The organism is Mycobacterium paraseoulense (genome assembly GCF_010731655.1).
GTDB classification, from domain to species: Bacteria; Actinomycetota; Actinomycetes; order Mycobacteriales; family Mycobacteriaceae; genus Mycobacterium; species Mycobacterium paraseoulense.
The window spans coordinates 2669905-2694953 of record NZ_AP022619.1 but is presented as its reverse complement, the minus strand read 5'-3'; the positions used below and the strand labels follow the sequence as shown (position 1 = coordinate 2694953).

Genomic DNA, 25049 nt, shown 5'->3' with positions numbered 1-25049 from the left:
GAGGCGCCGGTGCGTACGGCCCCGAGCAACCAGAAGCAGCCAACCGAACTTAGAAAGGTCCATCATGAAGATCGCAGTCATTGGCGGCCGTGGGCTTATCGGCGCGAAAGTAGTGTCCAAGCTCAGCGCCCAGGGACACGACGTGATCCCCGCCTCACGTCGATCAGGTGTCGATTCGCTCACCGGTGAAGGCCTCGCCGACGCCGTCACCGGCGTGGATGTCCTGGTCGACGTCGCCGATTCGCCGTTGTTCGACGACGAACCCGTGATGCACTTCTTCACAACCGCCACCGCGAATCTCCTTTCTGCTGAACAGGAAGCAGGAGTCAAACACCACGTCGCGTTGTCGGTCGTGGGCGCGCAGGTCATGCCGGATAGCGGCTACAACACCGCGAAAGCAGCGCAGGAAAACTTGATCAAGGATTCGGGCCGGCCCTATTCGATCGTGCGAGCAACTCCGTTCTACGAATTCGCGGTTGGCTTGGCCGATTCGGCGACAGACGGAGACGTGGTCAGGTTGCCACCCGCGTTGTTTCGTCCTATCGCCGCCGACGACGTCGCCACCGCCGTAGCCCGCGCGGCCGTCGGACGCCCGATCAACGGAGTAACGGAGATCGCTGGGCCTGAAGCAATGGGGATGGACGCCTTTGTCCGCACGCGCCTCGCCGCCATTGGTGATCAGCGTCGGGTCGTGACCGATCCCCAGGCGCCATACTTCGGTGCGGTGATCGACGATCACACCCTTGCACCCGACGAGAACGCCACCATCTTCACCACTCGATACTCCGACTGGATCGAGGCGCACTCCAGCGGCCGCAATTAGGCGAATCGGAGGGAGTCGAGGGACCCCAGTCGCCACCAGGCCTACGCCTGCTTACCGACTTGCAGCTCCAGGCCCTGCCGGGCGCCCTTGGTCACCCGCCACACCGCCTGACGGGCCGCCCGGCATTCGGTTACTTGATCGACGGTGAGATGTTGTTCGAGCCCGGGCGACCGATGCGCGAATGGTTCACCGAGCTCGAGCAGCAAATGCGGCTTCGCGTCACCAGCTGACTGCCCCGCCCGCTCAACGCCTGATCCGTGAGCCTTTGGTAAACGGCCCGTCACATGCGAGGCTGCTGACATGGTCATCGAGATCGCCCGCCCCAAGCTCGAAGGAAACATCGCCGTCGGCGAGGACCGCCAGATCGGCTTCGCCGAATTCGGCGACCCGCAGGGGCGGGCGATGTTCTGGTTCCACGGAACGCCCGGCGCCCGCCGGCAGATCCCGGTCGAGGCGCGCGTCTACGCCGAGAACCATCACATCCGCCTGATCGGCTTGGACCGCCCCGGAACCGGCTCCTCGACGCCCCACCGCTATCCGAACATTCGGGCCTTCGCCGACGACCTGGGCACCATCGCCGACACGCTGGGCATCGACAAGATGGCCGTCATCGGCCTGTCCGGCGGCGGCCCCTATGCGCTGGCGGCCGCCGCCGTGCTCTCCGATCGCGTCGTGGCGGCTGGCATCCTCGGCGGCGTCGCGCCCTTCCTCGGCGACGAGGGCATCACCAGCGGGCTGATGAACCTGGGCAAGCGGATGGCGCCCCTGCTGAAGCTGGGCGGCGATCCCCTGCGGATCGGCGCCAGTCTGGTCATCCGGATGATTCGACCGGTCGCGAACCCCGGGCTGCTGCTCTACGCCGCGATATCGCCCGAGGGCGACCGGCGCCTGCTGACCCGGCCGGAGTTCGGCGCCATGTTCCTCGACGACCTGCTCAACGGCAGCCGCAAGCAACTGGCGGCCCCGTTCAACGACATCATCCTGTTCACCCAGGACTGGGGATTCCGGCTCGACGAGGTCAAGGTCCCGGTCCGCTGGTGGCACGGCGACAGCGACCACATCGTGCCGTTCGCGCACGGCGAGCACGTCGTGTCCCTGCTGCCCGACTGCGAGCTGATCGTGCTGCCGGGCGAGAGCCACCTCGGCGGCCTGGGCCGCGGCGAGGAGATCCTGTCCACCCTGACGAAGATCTGGGACGAGCAAGGCTGACCGCGCGCCCGCCGGGTAGCCTGCTCAGGTGCTGCTGGAGTCCCTGAATCCCGCGGCGGTCACCGCCACCGACATCGCCGATGCGGTGCGCATCGACGGCGCCGTGCTCAGTCGCAGCGACCTGGTCGGCGCCGCCACGTCGGTGGCCGAGCGGGTTGCCGGCGCGGAGCGGGTGGCGATCCTGGCCACGCCGACCGCGGCGACCGTCCTCGCGGTGACCGGGTGCCTGATCGCCGGCGTCCCGTTCGTGCCGGTGCCCGCGGACGTCGGTGCGGCCGAACGCCGACACATGCTCACCGACTCGGGGGTGCGGGCCTGGCTCGGTCCGACACCCGACGAGTCGGAGGGGCTGCCGCACATCCCGGTGCGGTTGCACGCCCGGTCCTGGCACCGCTACCCCGAGCCGTCACCGGACGCCACCGCGATGATCATCTACACCTCGGGCACCACCGGCCTGCCCAAGGGTGTGGTGCTGAGCCGCCGAGCTATCGCGGCCGACCTCGACGCCCTGGCGCAGGCCTGGCAGTGGACGGCCGACGACGTGCTGGTGCACGGGCTGCCGCTGTTTCACGTGCACGGGCTGGTGCTGGGATTGCTCGGGTCGCTGCGGGTGGGAAATCGCTTCGTGCACACCGGAAGACCGACGCCGGCCGGGTACGCGCAAGCGTGCGCCGAATGGGGCGGATCGCTGTTTTTCGGGGTGCCCACCGTGTGGTCACGGGTGGTGGCCGACGAGGCGGCGGCCCGGGCGCTGCGCCCGGCGCGGCTGCTGGTTTCGGGCAGCGCGCCGCTGCCGGTGCCCGTATTCGAGCGGCTGGCCCACCTGACCGGGCACGAGCCGGTCGAACGGTACGGCGCCTCCGAATCGCTGATCACCCTGTCGACCCGCGCCGACGGCGAGCGACGCGCCGGATGGGTGGGCCTGCCGCTCACCGGCGTGCAGACCCGGCTGATCGACGACACCGGCGCCGAGGTGCCGCACGACGGGGAAACCGTTGGGAAGCTTGAGGTTCGGGGCCCGATGATGTTCGACGGCTACCTCAACCGTCCCGAGGCCACCGCCGAGGCGTTCGATACGGACGGCTGGTACCGCACCGGCGACGTCGCGGTCATCGACGGCGGGGGCATGCACCGCATCGTGGGCCGCGAGTCGGTCGACCTGATCAAGTCCGGCGGCTACCGGATCGGCGCCGGCGAAATCGAGACGGCGTTACTCGGTCATCCCGGGGTGCGCGAGGCGGCGGTCGTCGGGATGCCGGACCCCGACCTGGGCCAGCGCATCGTCGCGTTCATCGTCGGGGCGGCCGACCTGAAAGCCGACGACCTGATCGACCACGTCGCCCAGGAGCTTTCGGTGCACAAACGGCCACGCGAGGTGCGCCTCGTCGACGCGCTGCCCCGCAACGCCATGGGCAAGGTCCTCAAGAAGCAGCTGCTGACCGACGGCTGAGGCGGCCGGCCGGGCGCCCACGACACGCAGCAAGTTGCCAGCTTCACGGCCGAGCGGGACCGCGGAGGTTCACCTACCGTCGTAACCGTGTATCGACCCGACGGCCACGATGAGTGAGACGACCCCGTCCGTGGGCGCCGCTGCCACCACCCCCATGCGGCGTATCGCCGCCGCCTGCCTCGTCGGCTCGGCCATCGAGTTCTACGACTTCCTGATCTACGGGACCGCGGCCGCCCTGGTGTTTCCCACGGTGTTCTTCCCGGGCCTGGGCTCGACGCTGGCCACCATCGCCTCGATGGCGACCTTCGCGACGGCGTTCCTGTCCCGCCCCTTGGGCGCGGCCGTCTTCGGCTACTTCGGGGACCGGCTGGGCCGCAAGAAGACCCTGGTCGCAACGCTGATGATCATGGGCGTGTCGACCGTGAGCGTGGGCATGGTCCCCAGCACGGCCTCGATCGGCGCCGCGGCGCCGTTGATCCTCATCGTCCTGCGACTGTTTCAGGGGTTCGCGGTCGGCGGCGAATGGGCGGGCTCGGTGTTGCTGAGCGCCGAGTACGCCCCCGCCGGCAAACGCGGGTGGTACGGCATGTTCACCCTGCTCGGCGGCGGCACCGCCGGCATCCTCGCCAGCCTGACCTTCCTGACCGTGAACCTCACCATGGGCGAGAACAGCCCCGCGTTCATGGAATGGGGGTGGCGGGTGCCCTTCCTGATCAGCAGCGGTCTCATCGGCATCGCCCTGTATGTGCGGCTGAACATCGACGAAACCCCGCTCTTCGTGGAGGAGCAGGCCCGCGAGCAGGTGCCCAAGGCGCCGCTCGCGGAGCTGTTGCGGTTCCAGCGGCGTGAGATCGTGCTCGTCGCGGGCTGCTTCCTGGGCGGCATGGCCTTCGTCTACCTGGGCAACACCTTTCTCGTCATGTACGCCCACAACCACCTGGGTTACTCGCGTAGCTTCATCTGGGGCGTCGGCGCCCTGGGCGGGCTCACCAGCATGATGTTTGTGTCGTTCGGAGCCTGGATCTCCGATCGGGTCGGGCGGCGCCGGGTGATGCTATGGGGGCTGGCCGCGTGCCTGCCGTGGGCGTTCGCGGTCATCCCGCTGATGGACACCGGCGAGCCGGTGTTGTACGCGGTCGCCGTGCTCGGCATGTTCGCCGCCGCGGCGGTGGCCCACGGGCCCACGGGCGCCTTCGTTCCCGAGCTGTTCGCCACGCGCTACCGCTACAGCGGCGCGGCGGTCGCGATGAACCTTGCCGGTGTCCTCGGCGCCGCCGTGCCGCCGTTGATCGCCGGCACGTTGCTGGCGACGTACGGCAGCTGGGCGATCGGGCTCATGATGGCCACTCTCGTGGTGGCCAGCTTGGTCTCCGTCTACCTGCTGCCCGAAACGAAAGGCACCGCGCTGCGGGCCGCCCCGGCGGCCGAGGAAGTCGCCGCCGACCGGTAAGCGCGCCTCAGTTGGCGTGCAGGTCCTCGTTGAGGGCGATGCCCTGACCGCCGCGGGCCACCACCTCGACGGCGCCGCTGACCGAATTGCGGCGGAACAACAGGTTGTTGCCGCCGGACAGCTCCGCGGCCTTGAGCACCTGGCCGTCGGGCGTGGCGACCTTGGTGCCCGCGGTCACGTACAGGCCGGCCTCGACGACGCAGTCGTCGCCCAGCGAGATGCCCAGCCCCGCATTGGCGCCCAGCAGGCAGCGTTTGCCGATCGAAATGACCTCCGTGCCCCCGCCGGACAGCGTGCCCATGATGGACGCGCCGCCGCCGATGTCCGACCCGTCGCCCACCACCACGCCGGCCGAGATGCGGCCCTCGACCATCGACGCGCCCAGCGTGCCGGCGTTGTAGTTGACGAAGCCCTCGTGCATCACCGTCGTCCCGGGCGCCAAGTGGGCGCCCAGCCGCACCCGATCGGCGTCGGCGATGCGCACCCCGGCGGGCACGACGTAGTCGACCATGCGCGGGAACTTGTCGATGCCGTAGACGGTCACCGGCCCGTGCCGGCGCAGCCGCGCCCGGACCGCCTCGAACCCCTCGATCGCGCACGGCCCGCGGTTAGTCCACACGACATTGGTCAATACCCCGAACAGGCCGCCGGCGTTCAGCCCATGCGGCGCCACCAACCGGTGCGACAGCAGATGCAGTCGCAGGTAGGCGTCGTAGGCGTCGGCGGCCACGTCCTCGAGCGAACCGATCACCGTGCGCACGGCGATCGTCTCGGTGCCGCGGTCGTCGTCCCGGCCGACGAGCGCGGCCAGCTCCGAAGGCACATCCGACAGGGCGAGGCGCGACGTGCCGCCGGTGCCCGACTCGGTCAGTTCCGGTGCGGGAAACCACGTGTCGAGGATCGATCCGTCGGCGGCCAGCGTCGCCAGGCCGATGCCTACAGCTCCAGTCACGGCGGTCAGGTTACTTGCCGCTCGGCAGCGGATAACCTGGGACCCGTGCTGGACTTGCGCGCGGACCCGATAGAGCTGACCGCGGCGTTGGTCGACATCCCCAGCGAATCGCGAGACGAGGCGCGCCTGGCCGACGAGGTGGAGGCCGCGCTGCGCGCCCAGACGTCCGGCTTCGAGATCGTGCGCAACGGCAACGCCGTGCTGGCGCGCACCCGGCGCCGGCGGCCGTCCCGGGTGCTGCTGGCCGGACACCTGGACACCGTCCCGGTAGCCGGCAACCTGCCCAGCCGTCGGGAGAACGGCGACCTGTATGGATGCGGCGCCGCGGACATGAAATCGGGTGACGCGGTCTTCCTGCACCTGGCCGCCACCGTGGCCGAGCCGGTGCACGATCTGACGCTGGTGTTCTATGACTGCGAGGAAATCGACGCGGCGGCAAACGGTTTGGGCCGCATCGAGCGCGAGTTGCCGGACTGGCTGTCCGCCGACGTGGCCATCCTGGGCGAACCGACCGGCGGCTACATCGAAGCAGGCTGCCAGGGTACGCTGCGCGTCGTGGTCTCGGCCACCGGGACCCGCGCCCACTCGGCGCGGCCGTGGCTGGGCGACAACGCCATTCACAAGCTGGGCGCCGTGCTGGACCGGCTGGCCGGCTACTCCGCCCGCACCGTCGACATCGACGGCTGCGAGTATCGCGAGGGCCTGTCCGCGGTACGCATCGACGGCGGCGTCGCGGGCAACGTGATCCCCGACGCGGCGGCGGTGACGGTCAACTTCCGGTTTGCCCCCGACCGGTCGGTGACCGCCGCGCTCGAGCACGTGCACGAGGTGTTCGACGGGCTCGACGTGCGCATCGAGCAGACCGACGCCGCCGCGGGCGCGATGCCCGGGCTGTCGCAGCCCGCGGCCAAGGCCCTGGTCGAGGCAGCCGGGGGACGGGTCCGGGCGAAGTACGGGTGGACCGACGTCGCGCGCTTCGCCGCGCTGGGCATCCCGGCGCTCAACTTCGGCCCCGGCGATCCCAACCTCGCGCACCGGCGCGACGAGAGCGTCCCGGTCGCCAACATCACCGCCGCGGTGGCCATGCTGCGCGGTTACCTCACCGGCTGACGGCGGCTGATCAGGACCCGCACCGCTGCGCCTGCGCGGCGGCGTCGGCCGCCGCCGCGCGCATCCCCACCGCCGCCAGGTCGTCCGACACTGCGAGCAGCGCCGCCTCGTCGTGGGCCGCAAGGGCCTGCGCATGGGCGAGCGCGAGTTTTCCCGCAGCACAGTCGATTTCGGCGCCCAGCCGGGACAACGGATCGGCCGCGCGGGTGTCGCCGAGCCGCACGGCGTCGTGCCACACCCGCACCGCCACCGCCCGCTGGCCGCCACGTTCGGCCATCCGGGCGGCGTCACGGGCGGCGGCAACCGCACCGTGCGCGTCGCGCATCGAGGCCAGCCGCCACGCCCGGGCGACGCCCAGCTCCGGTGCGAACAGCGCCGACTTGGTTCCGTGCCGGGATTCGGCCCGCCCCAATGTCTTTCCCGCGGCGGCGATATCGCCCTGCTGGGCCAGCGCGCTGGCCAGCAGCGTCAACGACAGCGGCCCCCACGAATAGCCGGTGCGTTCCAACGTCGCGGCCGCCGGGCCGAGTAGCGCCGCCGCTTTGGCGAATTCACCGTCGGCGAGCAGCACGTGGGCCAGCAGCACCTCACCGATCGCACGGCCCGGCTGTTGCAGCTCGGCGAAATCGGTGAACTGCTGCGCGAGTTGGCGTGCCTCGTCGAGGCGGCCCGCCATCAACAAGGCTGTGGTCTGCCCAAGCCCGATCGTGAAGCGCAACAACCCCGGATGTTCGGCGGCCAGGGCGCGTTGGGCCAGCGGCTCGACGTCGTCGAAACGCCCCTGCCGGGCCGCGCACAGTGCCGCCGCGCTGGCCGCCCAGGCCACCGCCTGGTCGTCGGCGTCCGGCGTGGCCAGCACCTCGTCCGCGACCTTCACGGCGTGCCCGACGTTGCCGGCGTTCATCGCGAACGTGGCGCTCAGCGCGTCGAGCGTCGTGCGTGCGCCCGCGTCCGAGACGCGGCCGCGGATGGTGCGCAAGAACGCGGTTGCCCGCTCGGGCTCGCTGAGCATCCAGAACTGGTTGGCGGCGCGCAGCAGCGCCCAGTCCATCAGGGCGGCCTCGGTCAACCCGGAGGGGTCCACGCCGGCCAGCACCGCGTCGGCCTCGCGGCCGCGGCCCTGCCACGCCAGCGCGTGTGCGAGCGCCAGCCGCGCCGCCAACCCGCCGGACCGCACCAGCGCGGCGGAGGCCAGCCGTTCGCCGAGGGCGAGATCGCCCAGCCGCAGCGCCTGTTGCGCCGCGGACACCACCTCGGCCGTCGGCTGCGGGGCGTCGCTGTCCAGGGCCAGGACCGCCAACCGCAGCCGGTCGCTGAGGTGCTCCGACGGATGCTGGGACAGCAGCCGGACCACATCGGTGCGCCGTTGCCGCGCGCCGTCGCCGCCGAGCGCGGCGTGCGCCCGCTCGGCAAACAGCGGGTGGGCCGTGTAGACCACCGGTTCGTCCGAGGACCCGCCGCGCGCCCGCGTCTCCACCGCCCCGGCATCGGCCGCCTGCGCAACCGCGTCCGCGCCGGCGAGGGCGTCGAGGTCGGCGAGCGACAGCGGCTCGGCGACGGCGAGGTAGTCCAGCACCGCGCGGGCCGCGGTGGGTAGTTCGCCGAGGAACGCGTCGACTTCGCCCGGTGTGGTCGTCCCGCCGGGCGCTTCGATGTCGATGCGGGGGAGCAGGCCGTCGCTCCACAGCGCCGCGATGGCCTCGGGAGACGAATCGGCGCGGCCGGTGACGATCATCCTGGCCGCGCCGGAAAGCGCCGACTGGTACACCAGCGTGGCCGACAGGATGTCCAGGTCGTGGGCGTCGTCGACCACGAGCAGCAGGTCGTCACCGTCGAGCGAGGACCGGGCGGCGCGCAACAGCGCGGCCGGCTTGCCGACGTCGGCGATCTCGACGAGGTGGCTGAAGGCGCCGAAGGGAACCGCGCGTTCGGTCGGGGTGCCGGTGACCCAGCGGATGCGCGTGCCGGGATGCCGGCGGGCGAAGCCCTCGGCGGCCAACCGGGCCAACGTGGACTTGCCGCACCCGTCCGGTCCGAGCACGACGGCGCCGCGCGACGACAGCGCCGCCTCCAGCCGCTCGAGAGCCGACGCGTGCTGGGGGACGTTCCATCGAATCGGCATCGCCGGATTTTATGGCGCGCGGCGTGCCGCCCGCAGCAGGCTTGGTCTACCTTTCGTTGTATGCGCCCTGAACGCGAGCCGTCAGGCGACTGGGCGGTGTGTGTGTACTGCGCGTCCGGCCCGCAGCATCCCGAATTGCTCGCCGTCGCTGCCGAACTCGGCGAGGCGATCGCCGAGCGCGGTTGGACACTGGTGTGGGGCGGCGGCCGGGTGTCGGCGATGGGCGCGGTGGCGACCGCGGCGCGCGCCCGCGGGGGCCGGACCGTCGGCGTCATCCCCCAGGTCCTGATGCGCGTCGAGATCGCCGACATCGAAGCCGACGAACTGATCGTCACCGAGACCATGCACGAGCGAAAGAACGTCATGGAGGAGCGCGCCGACGCGTTCATCGTGCTCCCCGGCGGCGTCGGCACCCTGGACGAGCTGCTGGACTCGTGGACCACCGGCTACCTCGGCCTGCACCGCAAACCCATCGTCATGCTCGATCCGCTGGGGCATTACGAAGGCCTGTGGACCTGGCTGCGTGGATTGGTCGACAGCGGGTACGTCTCGCAGCCCGCGATGGACCGGTTGTTGCTGGTCGACAAGGTGAGCGCCGCCGTGAAGGCGTGTGCGCCCGACTGAGGGCGCCGGCGGTCTCGTCACCCCTACTAGGCTGTCCGCCGAGTTGTTTACGCAGAATCGAGGGATGACGTGGCCGACCACGACGGGGGAGCGCGCCCGGCGGTCAAACTGACCGATATCGCATCGCGGGCGCCGGGGCTGCTGGCCGATATCCCGGTGATCGTGCGCGGGGCGATGACCGGGCTGTTGGCCCAGCCGGGTTCGAAGAAGTCGATCGGCACGGTGTTCCAGGAACGCGCCGCCCGCTACGGCGACCGGATCTTCCTGCGGTTCGGCGACCAGCAACTGACCTACGGCGAGGCCAACGCCGCCGCCAACAGGTACGCCGCGGTGCTGGCCGCGCACGGTGTCGGCCACGGCGACGTCGTGGCGATCATGCTGCGCAACTCGCCCAACGCGGTGCTGGCGATGCTGGCCGCGGTCAAGTGCGGCGCCGTCGCCGGGATGCTCAACTACCACCAGCGCGGTGAGGTGCTGGCGCACAGCCTGGGCCTGCTGAAGGCCAAGGTGTTGATCGCGGAGACCGACCTGGTCAGCGCGGTCGCCGAGTGCGGCGGCTCGGGCGACACCGAGACCATGACGGTCGACGACCTGGAGCGATCGGCCGCCAGCGCCCCGGCCACCAACCCGGCGTCGGTGTCGGCCGTGCAGGCCAGGGACACCGCGTTCTACATCTTCACTTCGGGCACGACGGGATTCCCGAAGGCCAGCGTGATGACCCACCTGCGGTGGCTGAAGGCACTGGCGGCGTTCGGCGGCATCGGCCTGCGGCTGAAGAGCTCCGACACCCTGTACAGCTGCCTGCCGCTGTACCACAACAACGCGCTGACCGTCGCGTTGTCGTCGGTGATCAACTCCGGGGCGACGCTGGCGCTGGGCAAGTCGTTCTCGGCGTCGAAGTTCTGGGACGAGGTGATCGCCACTGAAGCCACCGCGTTCATTTACATCGGCGAGATCTGCCGGTACCTGCTCAACCAGCCGCGCAAGGCCACCGACCGTGCGCACCGGGTGCGGGTGATCGCCGGCAACGGGCTGCGCCCGGAGATCTGGGACGAGTTCACCGACCGGTTCGACATCGCCCGGGTCTGCGAGTTCTACGCCTCCAGCGAGGGCAACACCGCGTTCATCAACATCTTCAACGTGCCCAGGACCACCGGCGTCTTCCCGATGCCGCTGGCCTACGTGGAGTACGACCCCGACACCGGGGCCCCGCTGCGCGACGACAACGGGCGGGTGCGCCGGGTTCCCCCCGGCGAGCCCGGCCTGCTGCTGAGCCGGGTCAACCGGCTCCAGCCGTTCGACGGCTACACCGACAAGGAGTCGAGCGAAAAGAAGTTGGTGCGCAACGCGTTCCGCGAGGGCGACGTGTGGTTCAACTCCGGTGACGTGATGAGCCCGCAGGGCATGGGCCACGCCGCGTTCGTCGACCGCCTCGGCGACACGTTCCGGTGGAAGGGGGAGAACGTCGCCACCACGCAGGTGGAGGCGGCGCTGGCGTCCGACGAGTCCGTGGAGGAATGCACGGTTTTCGGCGTGGAGATTCCCCGCACCGGCGGCCGCGCCGGGATGGCCGCGGTCAAGCTGCGCGACGGCGCGGAGTTCGACGGCAAGTCGCTGGCCCGCGCGGTGTACGGCCAGCTGCCCGTCTACGCGCTGCCGCTGTTCGTGCGGGTGGTCAAATCCCTGGAGCACACCACGACGTTCAAGAGCCGCAAGGTGGAGCTGCGCGAGCAGGCCTACTGCTCCGACGTGCGCGACCCGCTGTACGTATTGGCCGGCCGCGACGAGGGCTACGTGCCGTACTACGACGAATACCCCGACGAAGTGGCCGACGGGAAGCGACCGCGGGGCTGAGTGCCCGCCCAGCCGCACGTGCGGCGCTCACCGTGCGGCCCGCCCGGGCACGGGATCCCCGGCCCGCGCCCGGCGCGGGGACCGGGCACCATAGACGTGTGCAATCCACCTGGTGCGGCCGTCCGGTCGCCGGCGATCGCCCGCTGATCATGGCGATCGTCAACCGCACCCCCGACTCGTTCTACGACAAGGGCGCGACCTTCAGCGACGAGGCCGCCAGGGCTGCCGCGCACCGGGCCGTCGCCGAGGGCGCCGACGTCATCGACGTTGGGGGGGTCAAGGCCGGCCCCGGCCAGGAGGTCGACGCGCAGACCGAGCTCGCCCGGCTCATCCCCTTCATCGAATGGCTGCGCGGCGCCTATCCGGACCAGCTGATCAGCGTCGACACCTGGCGGTCCGAGGTGGCCAGGGTGGCGTGCGCGGCGGGGGCGGACCTGATCAACGACACCTGGGGCGGCATCGACCCGGCCCTGGCCGAGGTCGCCGCCGAGTACGGCGCGGGCCTGGTGTGCTCGCACACCGGCGGTGCGCTGCCCCGCACGCGTCCGTTCCGGGTGAGCTATGGAACAAGCGCGCGCGGCGTGGTCGACGACGTCATCCGCCAGGTCACGGCGGCGGCCGAGGGCGCGATCGCCCGTGGGGTGGCCCGCGACCGCGTGCTGATCGACCCGGCCCACGATTTCGGCAAGAACACCTTCCACGGGCTGCTGTTGTTGCGTCACGTGGGTGATCTCGTTAAGACCGGGTGGCCCGTGCTCATGGCTTTGAGCAACAAGGACTTCGTCGGGGAGACTTTGGGTGTGGAACTGACCGAGCGGCTCGAGGGGACGCTGGCGGCCACCGCGCTGGCGGCGGCGGCCGGCATCCGGATGTTTCGCGTGCACGAGGTCGCCGCGACCCGGCGGGTGCTGGAAATGGTGGCCTCCATCCAGGGAGTGCGCCCGCCGGCGCGCACGGTGAGGGGGCTGGCATGACGGAGCTGGTAGACCTCGCCGGCGCGGGGGTGCTCGCCGCGCAGCCCGGCGACGTCTGGCTGTCCGACCGCAATTGGAACCGTCCGAGCTGGACCGTCGCCGAACTCGAGGCCGCGAAGGCGGGGCGAACCATCTCGGTGGTCCTGCCGGCGCTCGACGAGGAAGAAACCATCGAATCCGTGGTCGACAGCATCTCCCCGCTGGTCGACGGCCTTGTCGACGAGCTGATCGTGCTGGACTCCGGCTCGACCGACGACACCGAGATCCGCGCCGTCGCCGCCGGCGCCCGCGTCGTCAGCCGTGAGCAGGCCCTGCCCGAGGTGCCGATCCGGCCCGGCAAAGGGGAGGCGCTGTGGCGCTCGCTCGCGGCCACCAGCGGCGACATCGTCGTGTTCGTCGACTCCGACCTGATCAACCCGCACCCGATGTTCGTGCCGTGGCTGGTCGGCCCGCTGCTCACGGGCGACGGCATTCATCTGGTCAAGAGCTTCTACCGGCGGCCGCTGCAGGTTGGCGACGTGGGTGGCGCCGCGGGCGCCACCGGGGGCGGGCGGGTCACCGAGCTGGTGGCCCGGCCCCTGCTCGCGGCGCTGCGGCCGGAGTTGGGCGGCATCCTGCAGCCGCTCGGCGGGGAATACGCGGCCACCCGTGAACTGCTGACGTCGGTGCCGTTCGCGCCGGGCTACGGGGTGGAGATCGGCCTGCTGCTGGACACCTTCGACCGGCTGGGCGCCGACGCGATCGCCCAGGTCAACCTCGGCGTGCGCGCGCACCGCAACCGGCCGCTCGCCGAGCTCGGGGCGATGAGCCGCCAGGTCATCGCGACCCTGCTCTCCCGTTGCGGGGTTTCCGACTCCGGGGTCGGGCTGACGCAGTTCTTCGCCGACGGACCGGACGGGCAGGGCTACACCCAGCACACGTCGCCGGTGTCGCTGGCGGACCGCCCGCCCATGAAGGTCCTGCGGCCGCGCTGAGGCCCCGCTGCTTCATCGCGGTGTCGGCCTGATAGGGCAGTATCGACGACGTGGCGTTGGTGTTGCTCTACCTGGTAGTGCTGGTGCTGGTGGCGATCGTGCTGTTCGGCGCGGCGAGTCTGTTGTTCGGTCGCGGTGAGCAGCTGCCGCCCCTGCCGCGGGGGACCACCGCGACGGTGTTGCCGGCTTACGGGGTGACCGGTGCGGACGTCGATGCCGTCAAATTCACCCAGGTGCTGCGCGGCTACAAGACCAGCGAGGTGGACTGGGTGCTGGACCGGCTGGCCCGCGAACTCGAGGCGCTGCGCGGCCAGCTGGCCGCGGTTCACGCGCCCGTGCCCGCCGCGGAGGAGCCGGCAGCCGTGGAACCCGAGGACGGCGAGAACCGTCAGGACCAGATGTGAGCGATGACGGACTGATTCGGTGTGGGTGGGCGGTCATTCGGCCCGGGGCCGACTTCGAGATGTACCGCGACTACCACGACCAGGAGTGGGGCCGCCCGGTGCACGACGGGGTGGCGCTGTTCGAGCGGATGAGCCTGGAGGCCTTCCAGAGCGGGCTGTCGTGGCTGATCATCCTGCGCAAACGGGAGAACTTCCGGCGCGCCTTCGACGGATTCGACTTCGAGCGGGTCGCCGGCTACACCGATGCCGACGTGCAGCGGTTGATGGCGGATGCCGGGATCGTGCGCAACCGCGCCAAGATCGAGGCGACCATCGCCAACGCGCGCGCCGCCGCCGAGCTGGGCACGGCGGCGGACCTGTCGAAGCTGCTGTGGTCGTTTGCGCCGGAACCGCGTCCCCGGCCCGCCGACGGGTCCGAAATTCCGTCGGCCAGCGCCGAATCCAAGGCCATGGCCCGCGAGCTCAAGCGGCGCGGTTTCCGCTTCGTCGGTCCGACCACCGCCTATGCGCTGATGCAGGCGACCGGCATGGTCGACGACCATATCCGCGGTTGTTGGGTGCCTTCCGCCCGGTGACGATGCGGGCCGCGAGCGGCCCGCTGAGGAAACGGGCAATCAGGTCCCGCCCGGTGACCACCCTGGCGGGTATTCGGGGTTTGTCGGCCCGCTAAACCCGGAGAACCGGGTCTTTGTACAACTCGCGACCTGGATAGGGAACAATGGGGGGGTGATTTGGCAGTTCGATGTCGGGTATGGCTGGAAAATCGCTGGCGGGGCATGCTCGGCGCCGACCAGGTCCGCAAAGGCGGGCCAGCTCGAACCTGGAGGGAGCACTCGATGGCGGCGATGAAGCCCCGGACCGGCGACGGTCCTCTGGAAGCAACCAAGGAGGGGCGCGGCATCGTGATGCGGGTACCACTTGAGGGAGGCGGTCGACTGGTCGTTGAGCTGACGCCCGACGAAGCCGCGGCCCTCGGTGACGAACTCAAGGGTGTCACGAGCTCCAGCTAAGACCTGCCGGCGGACCGACCGCCGGACGCGCTACGCACACACCTTTCGATAGATCTCCAGGGTCTGCTCGGCGACGCGGGCCCAGGAGAATTCCTCGACGCAGCGCCGGCGTCCCGCCTCGCCGTAGCGCTTCGCCTTCTCGGGCTCGGCGACGAGATCGTTGACCGCGTCGGCCAGCCGGGTCCGGTAACCGGCCTGGTCGTCGGGGTCGTAATGCACCAGCGAACCGGTCACCCCGTCGACGACCACCTCGGGTATCCCCCCGACGTCGGATGCCACCACAGCCGTCGCGCACGCCATCGCCTCGAGGTTCACGATGCCCAGCGGCTCGTACACCGAGGGGCACACGAAAACTGTTGCCGCGGATAAGATTTCGCGCAACTCGCCGATGGGAAGCATCTCCCTGATCCAGACCACGCCCTGCCGGCTGTCGGCCAGCCGCGCCACCGCGGACTTCATCTCGTCGGCGATCTCCGGGGTGTCGGGGGCGCCGGCGCACAGCACCACCTGCACCGCGGGGTCGAACTGGTGCGCCGCCGCCACCAGGTGAGCGACGCCCTTCTGCCGGGTGATCCGGCCGACGAATGCCACGATCGGCCGGTGCGGGTCGACCCCGAGTTCGGCCAGCACCGACCCGGTTTGCATCGGGCCGGCCGGATGCCAGACGTCGGCGTCGACCCCGTTGCGGATGACGTGCACCAGGCTGGGATCGAGGGTGGGGTAGACCCGCAGGATGTCTTCGCGCATCGCGGCGCTGACCGCGATGACGGCGTCGGCGGCCTGGACCGCGGTGCGCTCCACCCACGTCGACACGCGGTAGCCGCCGCCGAGCTGTTCGGCCTTCCACGGGCGCAGCGGCTCGAGCGAGTGCGCGGTCAGCACGTGGGGGACGTCGTAGAGCAGTGCGGCCAGATGCCCGGCCATGCCGGTGTACCAGGTGTGCGAATGCACGACGTCGGCCGCCGACGCGGCGTTGGCCATGATCAGGTCCGCGGACAACGTCGACAACGCCGCATTGGCTCCGCCCAAGCGCGGATCGGGCTGGTGCACGAAGGCGTTCGGTCGCGGTGCGCCCATGCAGTGCACGTCGACCGCGCACAGTCGGCGCAGTTGGGCGACCAGTTCAGTGACATGTACACCGGCTCCCCCGTAGACCTCCGGTGGGTACTCCCGCGTCATCATCGCCACCCGCATACCCGCACCGTAGTTCGCCGACGACGAGGTCCGCGAGTCGGGCCGAGGAGGAGTCGAATCATTGAACTTGGGTGCCGACGACGAGGTCCGCGAGTCGGGCCGAGGAGGAGTCGAACCATTGAACTTGGGCGCCGACGACGAGGTCCGCGAGTCGGGCCGAGGAGGAGTCGAATCATTGAACTTGGGTGCCGACGACGAGGTCCGCGAGTCGGGCCGGGCGATCGGTGACCGGGCCGCGGAACCAAATACCTTGACGGACAGCCGCACAGAACACCGCCAATAGCGTCGTCCCCCTGGCAGCGTTTCCCGACGGCCGATAGGTTTGAACCATGAGGGAAGCGCCACACGTGCTGGGCATTGTCCTGGCCGGCGGTGAGGGCAAGCGGCTGTATCCGCTGACCGCGGACCGGGCCAAGCCCGCGGTTCCCTTCGGCGGCGCCTACCGACTGATCGACTTTGTGCTGTCCAACCTTGTCAATGCGCGCTATTTGCGGATCTGCGTTCTCACTCAGTACAAGTCGCATTCACTCGACCGTCACATTTCGCAGAATTGGCGGTTGTCCGGCCTGGCCGGTGAGTACATCACCCCGGTGCCGGCGCAGCAGCGGCTGGGTCCGCGCTGGTATACCGGCTCCGCCGACGCGATCTATCAGTCGCTCAACCTGATCTACGACGAAGACCCCGACTACATAGTCGTTTTCGGCGCCGACCACGTGTATCGGATGGACCCCGAGCAGATGGTCCAGTTCCACATCGAAAGCGGGGCGGGCGCAACGGTGGCCGGCATCCGGGTGCCGCGCAGCGAGGCCACCGCGTTCGGATGCATTGACGCCGACGACTCGGGCCGCATCCGCGATTTCGTGGAGAAGCCGCTGGATCCGCCGGGCACCCCGGACGATCCCGAGGCGACGTTCGTGTCGATGGGCAACTACATCTTCACCACCAAGGTGCTCATCGACGCGATACGTGCCGACGCCGACGACGACCACTCCGACCACGATATGGGCGGTGACATCATCCCGCGCCTGGTGGGCGACGGCATGGCCGCGGTCTACGACTTCAAGGACAACGAGGTACCGGGCGCCACCGATCGTGACCGAGGCTACTGGCGGGACGTGGGGACGCTGGACGCGTTCTATGACGCCCACATGGACCTGGTCTCGGTGCATCCGGTGTTCAACCTCTACAACAAGCGTTGGCCGATTCGCGGCGAGTCGGAAAACCTGGCACCGGCCAAGTTCGTCAACGGCGGCTCGGCCCAGGAATCGGTCGTGGGCGCCGGCAGCATCATCTCGGCAGCCTCGGTGCGCAACTCGGTGCTGTCGTCCAACGTCGTGGTCGACGACGGCGCGATCGTCGAGGGCAGCGTCATCATGCCGGGCGCCCGGGTCGGTCGGGGCGCGGTGGTGCGCCACGCCATCCTGGACAAGAACGTCGTCGTGGGCCCCGGCGAGATGGTCGGCGTGGACCTGGAGAAGGACCGGGAGCGCTTCGCCATCAGCGCCGGCGGCGTGGTCGCGGTGGGCAAAGGCGTCTGGATCTAGCCGGGGCGCTCCGCGCTCGCGCCGGGAATCTCCGGGATCAGCAGGTGCGCGTCGTGCTGCGGGCCCCAGTGCAGCGTGATCCGACCGCGCGGCGACCCGGCGTAGGCGCTGGGGAGCTGACCGGTGAGCGGGTTTCTGGGGCACAACCAGCGCCCCGCGACCACCAACCGCAGGCGATCACCGGCGCGGAACAAGGTCGCCGACGGGCCCAGCGCGACGTTGACCTCGACGACCTCCTGCGCGCGGACGGGCTGCGGGTCGGTGCACGCCGCGACGGGTTCCCACGGCCGCGAGAGGTCGGGATCCAGCGCGCGCAACGCGACCCGCTGCCAGCCGGTGCTCACCCGGTCGCGCCCGTAGCCGTACGACCCCTCGAACGCGACAAACCTTCCGTCGCGCCACTTCTCCACACCGACGAACAGGTTGGCGTCGCCGCACCCGTCCAGTCCGACCCACAACCGCGCGGCCATCGGGCCGGTCAACTCGACGTCGGCGGGGATCGTCCAGCTGAAAGATGCTGCCCCAGAACGTGATTCGAAGGCAACGCGGCCGCCCATGGGTGGCCGCCCAGCGATCAGCGCGCCGTCCCCGGCCAGATACAGCGGCCGCCAGCGGGTGCGCGCCAGCGGCCATTCGCCCTCTTCGCGGACCGCGGCGACGGTGTCGCGGTCTTCGCGGACCTCGAGTCGAACGCTGCGGGAGCCGGGCGACCCGTCCAGCACGGCACGGAAAAACCTCAGCTGCTCGGCCAGGGCGGGGCCGGAGTAGAACGTCGCCCACTTGCCGGCGCGGTGGGTGTAGAGGCGGGCGTGGCCCGAGCCGGTGTCCATGAACGCGCGCAGAGAGCCGCGGCCGTGCAGATTGTTGTCCGAGAAGCTGCCGCACACCAGCATGGGCACATTGATCGCCGAGAGGTCAGGGACCAGCGAGCGCCAGAACTCGTCGTGCAGCGGATGGGCGTCCTGCATCCGCTCCAGGTCGTAGGCCTGCCGCGTGCGGCGTCGCACGAGCCGAGACCACATCCGGGTGAAGCCCCGCTCCCGGACGCCGCCCGGGAAAGTCAGGTCGCGGTAGGCGTCGGTGAAGCCTTCCCAGGGGCAGATGGCCCGCAGGGCCGGCGGCTGCAAAGCCGCGACGGCGTACTGGCTGATGGCCAGGTACGACACCCCGAGCATGACGACCCGTCCGTCGCTCCACGGCTGGTCGGCGATCCACTGCACCACGTCATAGGTGTCCTCGGCCTCCTGGCGCGACAACAGCTTTCCGGTGCCCTCGGAGTGGCCGCAGCCCCGCGCGTCGGCGTTCACCACGACGAACCCCTGCGCGGCCCACCACGCCGGATCGGGTGCCTCCCAGCCGGTCAGCGCCGAGAAGGTCACCGGTTGCGGCTGGCGCAGTATCCGGTACTGCGCCGAAAAGGTCCACCTGTTGCGGCGCCGCTTCGGCAGATTGTCCTTGCCGTAGGGGTGGATGCTCAGAATGACCGGCCGGCCGGTGCCTCCGGCCTCTCGGAAGACGTTGAGCCGCAGGACTGTTCCGTCACGGGTCGGCACACCTACGTCGCGTTCGATGTGCAGGCCGGCCGGCGGATCGGTCACCGTGACGGGCGGCTTGGCGACGCCGCGCAGCCGGCCCGCTGCATACCGAAGCGCCCCGGGCCGCCGCCACGGCCGGTCCCGAATGGGCGCGGGATTGCGGGCCACGCGAACACCCTAGGCGGGCCGCCCGGGCGTCACCAGAGGTAGGGCACCAACCGATAGCGCACCCGTTGCCGATATTCCTGGTATCCGGGCAGCTCCTGGGTGAGCAGCTTCTCCTCGTCGAGGATGCGCAGCGCGAGCATGAGGCCACCGGGAATGATGAACAGCAGCCCCCAGTAGGAGCCGAGCGCCAAGGGCATGCCGACCATCATGATCACGTTGCCGACGTACATGGGGTGGCGCACGAACCGATAGAGACCGTCGGACACCAGCGTCTGGCCCGACTCCACGGTGACGGTGGCTGCGGCATAACCGTTTTGGACGATCACCAGCATGGCGACCCCGAGTCCCGTCGCCACCAGGACGTCGCCGACGATGGACAGCCACGCCGGCACCGGCGACCAGCCGAACCGGTGGTCGAGCGCGCTGACCACCATCGTTGCGAACAGGGTCAGGAATGAGCCGGTGATGATGAACTTCTGCGCGGGCCGGGGTTCGGCGCGCGGGCCGGCGTTCATGCGTCGCTGCAGGGCGGCCGGGTTGTTGCGCGCCAGGTAGATCACCGGGACGAGCGTTGCCGCCATGAACACGGCGATGAAAACCCATGCCTGCCAATAACGGAACGTGCCGGCCGGTAGAAAGAGGATCAATCCGAAAGAGAGGATCCCCCAGACAGATGTCGCCGTCACGCGAATACCGGTTTTCACGACGCTCCTAGCTACGCAGATCGCGGCGTCGGAAAGCCATGACACCGAGCGTAACCAGTCCGGTGTCAATGGCCAACAACCAAAGCAGTGGGACACCGGTGAAACTCGCGCCGACCCGGGGAATGTGCGCGAATGGTTCCAGGTCGAGCACCCACTGCGGGAACCCGGCCAACGAGCCGATCAGGTACAAGGCGATGAAGCCGACCAGCACGCCCCAGGCCACCGGCGTGAATCGCGGTGCGAGACCGAACAACGCGACCGTCACCGCGGAGAGCAGCCAGACTGCGGGCAGTTGGACGGCCGCGCTTCCCACCACGACGGCCACCTTGCCGCCCACGTCGCCGGCGGCGGCGCCGTAGACGAGTCCGCCGGCCAGGCCGCTGACCAGCATCGCCGCCGCGGATCCGAGCAGCGCCGCCAGCAGGTGGCTCGCCAGCCAACGGGTTCTGGAGACCGCGCCGGCCAGGGTCGTTTCGGCCCGCTGGCCCGCTTCCTCCTGGTGCGACCGCAGTGTCAGCGAGATGGCGAAGGCTGCAGCCGCCATGCCCATCATGCTGAACGCGACGGCGATGAACGCCTCCGCCAACGCGCTGGTGCCGCCCATCCGGACGACGATGTCGCGCGCGGCGTTGCTGTTGCCGAGCTCGGCACCGATGCCGTTCACCACGCTGCCCATCAGGACGCCATAGAGGCAGAGCCCCACCGTCCAGAGCAGGAGGGCGCCGCGATCCAGCCGCCACGCCAGCCCGGACACGTGGCCCAGCGCCGGCGCGGCGGAGCCGGGGCCGGGACGTTCGGCGAAGAGCCCGGCGCCGACGTCGCGGCCGGCCAGCAGCCGATACGCGACCGCGGTGAGCGCGACGGTCGTCGCCAGATGCAGCGCCAGCACCGCCCAGTGGTCACCAGCGTAGGGCCGGACTTGCAGCGACCATCCCAGCGGCGAGAGCCACGACAGCGCGCCGGAACCCGCGTCACCGAGGGCGCGCAGTGTGAACGCGGCCGCCAGGACCGCGAATGCGGCACCGCGGGCAGATCGCGCGCTCGGCGACAACTGCGCGGTCACCGCGGCGACGGCGGTGAACACCAGGCCGGAGCAGGCCAGCGCGGCGCCGAAGGCGAGCGACCCGGCCGGGGCGACGTCGGTGGTGAGCAGCCCCGCCGCGCCGATGACGCCGGTGGCGATGCTGGCGCCGAAGGACAACAGCAGCGCGGCGCTGAGGCTGGCGTAGCGGCCGACCGCCGTCGAGTCCAGGAGTTCGGTCCGCCCGGCTTCCTCGTCAGCGCGGGTGTGGCGGATGACGGTCAGGATGACGGCCACCGAGATCAGCAAGTGGAACATGCCGGCTTTCCAAATTCCAACGGCCCCAAGGCTGTCGTTGTAGACGTGCCCGTAGAGCGCGCGCTGTGCGGGGCTCGCCATGATGGAGGCGGCGAACCCGGCGCGGGCGGCCTGCGTGGGGTAGACCTTTTCGATGCTGCCGACGTACACCGTTGCCAGCGGTACCGACAGCAGCAACACCCACAGCGGCAGCGAGATCCGGTCGCGGCGCACGTAGAGCCGCAACATCCCGAGCGTTCCCGCGAAGTTCGGCCGGCGGGGCGGGGCGGGGTGGGCCGGACGGTGTGACCGGTCCAAGGTTGCGGTGCTCATGATGCCGACACCTTCTCCGTCGTGTCGTAGTGGCGCAGGAAGAGTTCCTCGAGCGTCGGGGGCTGGCTGACGAGGCTGCGCACGCCGGCGTCGCCGAGGGCCCGGATCAGTTCCCCCAGGCTTTCGCCGTCGACCTGGGCGCGCACCGTGTTGCCCTCCACGCTGACGTCCTCCACGCCTTTGATCCGGGTGAGATCGCCGGGGTCGCCGGTCATTTCGGCCTTGATCGAAGTGCGGCTGAGATGCCGCATCGAGTCCAGCGAACCGCTCTCGATGGTCTTGCCGGCGCGGATGATGGTCACCCTTTCGCACAGCGCTTCGGTCTCGGCCAGGATGTGACTGGACAACAAGACCGTCGCACCCCGGTCGCGCGACTCGGCGACGCACTGCTGAAACACGTTCTCCATCAACGGGTCCAGGCCGCTGCTGGGCTCGTCCAAGAGCAGCAGGCGGGCCCGCGACGAGAAGGCGGAGATCAGGGAGACTTTCTGCCGGTTGCCCTTGGAATAGGTCCGTGCCTTTTTGTGCGGGTCGAGGTCGAAGCGCTCGATCAGCTCGGCGCGACGCCGAAGGTCGATGCCACCGCGCATGCGGGCCAGCATGTCGATGGTCTCGCCGCCGGTCAGCGTCGGCCACAGTGTGACATCGCCTGGCACGTAGGCGATCTGGCGGTGCAGTTCCACCGCGTCGGTCCACGGGTCGCCGCCCAAGAGCCGCACGCTGCCGCCGTCCGCCTTGACCAGACCCAGCAGGATGCGGATGGTCGTCGACTTCCCGGCGCCGTTGGGGCCGAGGAAGCCGTGCACTTCACCTTCGCGCACGGTGAGGTCGAGACCGTCCAACGCACGGACCGTCCCGAAGTTCTTTGTCAAGCATCGGATTTCGATGGGCGCGACATTGTCAACCGGCATGGGTTTCTCCTTGATCTTCTGCGGCATCTTCTGCGGCCAGGAATGCGTCGTACATGGTGCGGTCGACCATCAGTCCTTCGGTGTAGATCTCCAGCGCGGGCAGCACCATCTCGCGGGCGTAATCGCGCAGGACCGCCCGGACATCCGTTGGCGTGTCGTGCATCTGCAGATAGAGCAGAAAGCCGCCGCCGCCGGTGATGCCCAGATACCGGGCCCGGGCGCGCGGGTCCCGACTCGGCTTTATCGTGCCGGCGCGCACGCCCTCGTCGAGGTACTCCTCGGCGTTGTCGATCATCCTGCGCCACAACATGTTCGCCAGCTCGCCGCCGGACTGCATGCTGCGAACCAGGTAGGCCATCATCGGCGCGTACGACTCGATCTCTGCCATCTGCGCGAACCACGTGGCGGGGTCATTGGACTTGAGCGCCTCGGACTTGCTGGTGCGGATCTCTTCGGCGATGTAGTCGTCGCACGCCTTGCGCAGGCCGTCCTTGGAGCCGAAGTGGTGGATCACCAGCGCGGCGCTCACCCCCGCCGCTTCGGCGATCGCGCGCAGCCCCACGCCGAACCCGTGCTCGCCGAACTGCTCGATGGCCGCGTCCCGGATCCGGGCGGCGGCGGTCAGGTCGGCTGAACGCATGTTCAGGACACTAAACGTGTGTTCAGTCGCAAGTCAAGGAGGTGCCGCGTCAAGAATTCGTAAAGGCCCGAACTAGTCGCGGACCGCGGCCAAAATGCCGTCGCCGAGCGGCACCAGCGCCGGGGTGAGCCGCTCGTCCTCGGCGATCAGTCGTGCCGCTTCCCGCACCGCGACCACCTCGGCGTCGCGGGCGGCGGGGTCGCCGGCGCGGCCGCCGAGGGCGGCCCGGTGCACGACGATGACGCCGCCGGGTCGCAGCAACCGCACGCCCTCCACGACGTAGTTGGGCTGGTCAACGGGGTCGGCGTCGACGAACACGAGGTCGTAGGACGCGTCTGCCAGCCGGGTGAGGACCTCTTGGGCCCGGCCGCTGATCAGCCTGGTGCGCGACTGCCCGATCCCGGCTTCGGAGAACGCCTGCTTGGCGAGCCGCAGATACTCCGGCTCGATGTCGATCGTCGTCAAGACGCCGTCGTCGCTCATGCCGGACAAGAGCCATAGCCCGCTGACCCCGGCGCCGGTACCCACCTCGGCGACGGCTTTGCCGCCGCTCAGCTTGGTCAGCAGGCTCAGCAGCGCACCCACCGCCGGCGTCACCGCTCCCGCGCCGATGTCCATCGCACGCTCGCGGGCAGCCGCCAGCAGCGCGTCCTCTGAAATCGACGCCTCGGCGTGCGCGAAGAGGGATTCGGCTCGACTGGGCGCCGGCTGGCCGGGGGTTTCTGCGTCGGTGCCGTCCATGCCCGCAGCGTATTCCACTTCGTTGCGCACCCCCGCGTGGCGCGCCTAAGCTGCAGCGTCACGACACGCCCGGCGACACCGCTGCGTTGAACTTCACCCCGCTGCGGATACGTCCAGCACAGCAATGGTAACGATCCGGTTTCTCAGGCTCAGCTCAGATTGCTCATATATCGCACATACGCCGATACGCGACGGTGTCCCTATGGATCGCGGAGCGCGTTGGCAGGGGAATAGGGACTGGCGGCCACGTGTTGCCGTCGGTGACGACGTGTCGCTTTTCGGCAGGGCGGATTCGGAGGATCTGATCATCACCACGCTTTTGGGCCCGACCAGCATGTCGCACGCGCAGGACTGCCCCACCGACGAGTGGGTGGAGCCGGCCGACGGGTTGCAGGGCACCGCGGTGTTCGACGCGACCGGGGACAAGTCCACGATGCCCTCGTGGGACGAGCTGGTGCGCCAGCACGCCGACCGGGTGTACCGGCTGGCCTACCGCCTCGCCGGCAATCAACAGGACGCGGAGGACCTGACCCAGGAAACGTTCATCCGGGTTTTCCGGTCGGTGCAGAACTACCAGCCGGGAACGTTCGAAGGCTGGCTGCACCGCATCACCACCAACCTGTTCCTCGACATGGTTCGCCGTCGCGCCCGCATCCGGATGGAGGCGCTGCCCGAGGACTACGAGCGGGTGCCCGCCGACGAGCCCAATCCCGAGGAGATCTACCACGATTCACGGCTTGGACCCGATCTGCAGGCGGCGCTGGATTCGCTGCCGCCGGAGTTCCGCGCCGCGGTCGTGCTGTGTGACATCGAGGGCCTGTCCTACGAGGAGATCGGCGCGACGCTGGGCGTGAAGCTGGGAACAGTGCGCAGCCGTATTCACCGTGGACGTCAGGCGTTGCGCGACTACCTGGCCGCGCAGCCCGAACTCGGTCCCGGGCGAGACACGCTGCACGCCCAGTCGGCGTAGGCGAAGAGCGCTCGCACCACCGCAGCCGGGTTCGC

The 25049-nt window shown here is 69.9% G+C and carries 23 protein-coding genes; 14 read left to right on the top strand and 9 right to left on the bottom strand.

All coding sequences use genetic code 11. The annotated features are described in order from the left end of the window. The first annotated feature begins 64 nt into the window (after positions 1 to 64). The 4 genes from G6N51_RS12325 (at position 65) to G6N51_RS12310 (ending at position 4932) form a co-directional block, all read left to right on the top strand. Positions 65 to 823: an SDR family oxidoreductase gene (locus G6N51_RS12325; protein ID WP_083173007.1), complete on the top strand. Its 759-nt coding sequence runs from the start codon at positions 65 to 67 to the stop codon at positions 821 to 823. Between the two features lie 300 nt (positions 824 to 1123). Continuing rightward, positions 1124 to 2032: an alpha/beta fold hydrolase gene (locus G6N51_RS12320; protein ID WP_067760957.1), complete on the top strand. Its 909-nt coding sequence runs from the start codon at positions 1124 to 1126 to the stop codon at positions 2030 to 2032. Positions 2033 to 2060: 28 nt separating this feature from the next. Then, positions 2061 to 3482, top strand: a complete 1422-nt coding sequence (locus tag G6N51_RS12315) for an acyl-CoA synthetase (protein ID WP_083173008.1) — start codon at positions 2061 to 2063, stop codon at positions 3480 to 3482. A 154-nt stretch (positions 3483 to 3636) separates the two neighbouring features. Continuing rightward, positions 3637 to 4932 carry an MFS transporter gene (locus tag G6N51_RS12310; protein WP_167528609.1) on the top strand — a complete coding sequence of 432 codons (1296 nt, stop codon included), beginning with the start codon at positions 3637 to 3639 and terminating at the stop codon, positions 4930 to 4932. 7 nt (positions 4933 to 4939) lie between these two features. Here G6N51_RS12310 and dapD read toward each other — a convergent pair whose 3' ends face one another. Further along, the gene (gene dapD / locus G6N51_RS12305) at positions 4940 to 5893 is read right to left on the bottom strand and encodes a 2,3,4,5-tetrahydropyridine-2,6-dicarboxylate N-succinyltransferase (RefSeq protein WP_142275050.1); all 954 of its coding nucleotides are present in this window, start codon (positions 5891 to 5893) and stop codon (positions 4940 to 4942) included. Between the two features lie 36 nt (positions 5894 to 5929). Between dapD and dapE the strand changes: the two genes are divergently transcribed. Further along, complete coding sequence (gene dapE, locus G6N51_RS12300) at positions 5930 to 6994, top strand: succinyl-diaminopimelate desuccinylase (protein WP_083173011.1); 1065 nt, start codon at positions 5930 to 5932, stop codon at positions 6992 to 6994. A 10-nt stretch (positions 6995 to 7004) separates the two neighbouring features. On the opposite strand, the gene G6N51_RS12295 is transcribed toward dapE, so the two are convergent. After that, a complete protein-coding gene (locus G6N51_RS12295; protein ID WP_167528582.1) occupies positions 7005 to 9116 on the bottom strand; it encodes an AAA family ATPase in 2112 nt (703 codons plus the stop codon). 60 nt (positions 9117 to 9176) lie between these two features. Here G6N51_RS12295 and G6N51_RS12290 point away from each other — a divergent pair, with 60 nt between their 5' ends. The 7 genes from G6N51_RS12290 to G6N51_RS12260 all read left to right on the top strand — a co-directional run bounded on the left by G6N51_RS12290 (position 9177) and on the right by G6N51_RS12260 (position 14956). Further along, positions 9177 to 9740, top strand: coding sequence for an LOG family protein (locus G6N51_RS12290; RefSeq protein WP_083173012.1), 564 nt, complete (start codon positions 9177 to 9179; stop codon positions 9738 to 9740). A 69-nt stretch (positions 9741 to 9809) separates the two neighbouring features. Further along, positions 9810 to 11594, top strand: coding sequence for a long-chain-acyl-CoA synthetase FadD6 (gene fadD6 / locus G6N51_RS12285; RefSeq protein ID WP_083173013.1), 1785 nt, complete (start codon positions 9810 to 9812; stop codon positions 11592 to 11594). Beyond that, the gene (gene folP / locus G6N51_RS12280; protein WP_372510155.1) at positions 11591 to 12568 is read left to right on the top strand and encodes a dihydropteroate synthase; all 978 of its coding nucleotides are present in this window, start codon (positions 11591 to 11593) and stop codon (positions 12566 to 12568) included. Before fadD6 ends, folP begins: the two co-directional genes overlap by 4 nt. Continuing rightward, entirely contained in the window at positions 12565 to 13542 is a 978-nt protein-coding gene (locus tag G6N51_RS12275) for a glucosyl-3-phosphoglycerate synthase (protein WP_163750704.1), read from the top strand. The genes folP and G6N51_RS12275 overlap by 4 nt, the downstream gene beginning before the upstream one ends. A 50-nt stretch (positions 13543 to 13592) precedes the next feature. After that, positions 13593 to 13946: a DivIVA domain-containing protein gene (locus tag G6N51_RS12270; RefSeq protein ID WP_083176646.1), complete on the top strand. Its 354-nt coding sequence runs from the start codon at positions 13593 to 13595 to the stop codon at positions 13944 to 13946. After that, positions 13943 to 14521: a DNA-3-methyladenine glycosylase I gene (locus G6N51_RS12265; protein WP_083176643.1), complete on the top strand. Its 579-nt coding sequence runs from the start codon at positions 13943 to 13945 to the stop codon at positions 14519 to 14521. The genes G6N51_RS12270 and G6N51_RS12265 overlap by 4 nt, the downstream gene beginning before the upstream one ends. Positions 14522 to 14782: 261 nt before the next feature. Beyond that, complete coding sequence (locus G6N51_RS12260) at positions 14783 to 14956, top strand: DUF3117 domain-containing protein (RefSeq protein WP_003878471.1); 174 nt, start codon at positions 14783 to 14785, stop codon at positions 14954 to 14956. Positions 14957 to 14986: 30 nt separating this feature from the next. On the opposite strand, the gene glgA is transcribed toward G6N51_RS12260, so the two are convergent. After that, a complete protein-coding gene (gene glgA, locus G6N51_RS12255; RefSeq protein WP_083176641.1) occupies positions 14987 to 16150 on the bottom strand; it encodes a glycogen synthase in 1164 nt (387 codons plus the stop codon). 329 nt (positions 16151 to 16479) lie between these two features. On the opposite strand from glgA, the gene glgC reads away from it, so the two are divergent. Next, complete coding sequence (gene glgC / locus G6N51_RS12250) at positions 16480 to 17694, top strand: glucose-1-phosphate adenylyltransferase (RefSeq protein WP_083176638.1); 1215 nt, start codon at positions 16480 to 16482, stop codon at positions 17692 to 17694. On the opposite strand, the gene G6N51_RS12245 is transcribed toward glgC, so the two are convergent. From G6N51_RS12245 to G6N51_RS12220, 6 genes are all read right to left on the bottom strand, one after another. Then, a complete protein-coding gene (locus G6N51_RS12245) occupies positions 17691 to 19397 on the bottom strand; it encodes a CocE/NonD family hydrolase (RefSeq protein ID WP_083176635.1) in 1707 nt (568 codons plus the stop codon). The two genes, glgC and G6N51_RS12245, sit on opposite strands and share 4 nt — an antisense overlap. A 29-nt stretch (positions 19398 to 19426) precedes the next feature. Beyond that, positions 19427 to 20101 carry a methyltransferase family protein gene (locus tag G6N51_RS12240; protein WP_083176632.1) on the bottom strand — a complete coding sequence of 225 codons (675 nt, stop codon included), beginning with the start codon at positions 20099 to 20101 and terminating at the stop codon, positions 19427 to 19429. 7 nt (positions 20102 to 20108) lie between these two features. Further along, positions 20109 to 21752, bottom strand: a complete 1644-nt coding sequence (locus tag G6N51_RS12235; RefSeq protein WP_163750701.1) for an ABC transporter permease — start codon at positions 21750 to 21752, stop codon at positions 20109 to 20111. After that, positions 21749 to 22663, bottom strand: coding sequence for an ABC transporter ATP-binding protein (locus tag G6N51_RS12230; protein ID WP_083176548.1), 915 nt, complete (start codon positions 22661 to 22663; stop codon positions 21749 to 21751). Before G6N51_RS12230 ends, G6N51_RS12235 begins: the two co-directional genes overlap by 4 nt. After that, on the bottom strand, positions 22653 to 23303 hold the full coding sequence (locus G6N51_RS12225; RefSeq protein WP_083176542.1) for a TetR/AcrR family transcriptional regulator: 651 nt from the start codon (positions 23301 to 23303) through the stop codon (positions 22653 to 22655). The genes G6N51_RS12230 and G6N51_RS12225 overlap by 11 nt, the downstream gene beginning before the upstream one ends. Positions 23304 to 23375: 72 nt before the next feature. Then, on the bottom strand, positions 23376 to 24044 hold the full coding sequence (locus G6N51_RS12220; RefSeq protein ID WP_083176546.1) for an O-methyltransferase: 669 nt from the start codon (positions 24042 to 24044) through the stop codon (positions 23376 to 23378). Between the two features lie 202 nt (positions 24045 to 24246). Here G6N51_RS12220 and sigE point away from each other — a divergent pair, with 202 nt between their 5' ends. After that, complete coding sequence (gene sigE, locus G6N51_RS12215) at positions 24247 to 25014, top strand: RNA polymerase sigma factor SigE (protein ID WP_083176540.1); 768 nt, start codon at positions 24247 to 24249, stop codon at positions 25012 to 25014. Positions 25015 to 25049 lie beyond the last annotated feature (35 nt).

Coding starts and splice junctions, on each gene's coding strand:
- G6N51_RS12310 (WP_167528609.1), top strand. CDS start 3,637: ATGCGGCGTATCGCCGCCGCCTGCCTCGTCGGCTCGGCCATCGAGTTC.
- sigE (WP_083176540.1), top strand. CDS start 24,247: ATGGATCGCGGAGCGCGTTGGCAGGGGAATAGGGACTGGCGGCCACGT.
- glgC (WP_083176638.1), top strand. CDS start 16,480: ATGAGGGAAGCGCCACACGTGCTGGGCATTGTCCTGGCCGGCGGTGAG.
- G6N51_RS12225 (WP_083176542.1), bottom strand. CDS start 23,303: ATGCGTTCAGCCGACCTGACCGCCGCCGCCCGGATCCGGGACGCGGCC.
- G6N51_RS12325 (WP_083173007.1), top strand. CDS start 65: ATGAAGATCGCAGTCATTGGCGGCCGTGGGCTTATCGGCGCGAAAGTA.
- G6N51_RS12235 (WP_163750701.1), bottom strand. CDS start 21,752: ATGAGCACCGCAACCTTGGACCGGTCACACCGTCCGGCCCACCCCGCC.
- G6N51_RS12295 (WP_167528582.1), bottom strand. CDS start 9,116: ATGCCGATTCGATGGAACGTCCCCCAGCACGCGTCGGCTCTCGAGCGG.
- G6N51_RS12320 (WP_067760957.1), top strand. CDS start 1,124: ATGGTCATCGAGATCGCCCGCCCCAAGCTCGAAGGAAACATCGCCGTC.
- glgA (WP_083176641.1), bottom strand. CDS start 16,150: ATGCGGGTGGCGATGATGACGCGGGAGTACCCACCGGAGGTCTACGGG.
- G6N51_RS12290 (WP_083173012.1), top strand. CDS start 9,177: ATGCGCCCTGAACGCGAGCCGTCAGGCGACTGGGCGGTGTGTGTGTAC.
- G6N51_RS12275 (WP_163750704.1), top strand. CDS start 12,565: ATGACGGAGCTGGTAGACCTCGCCGGCGCGGGGGTGCTCGCCGCGCAG.
- G6N51_RS12220 (WP_083176546.1), bottom strand. CDS start 24,044: ATGGACGGCACCGACGCAGAAACCCCCGGCCAGCCGGCGCCCAGTCGA.
- G6N51_RS12230 (WP_083176548.1), bottom strand. CDS start 22,663: ATGCCGGTTGACAATGTCGCGCCCATCGAAATCCGATGCTTGACAAAG.
- G6N51_RS12260 (WP_003878471.1), top strand. CDS start 14,783: ATGGCGGCGATGAAGCCCCGGACCGGCGACGGTCCTCTGGAAGCAACC.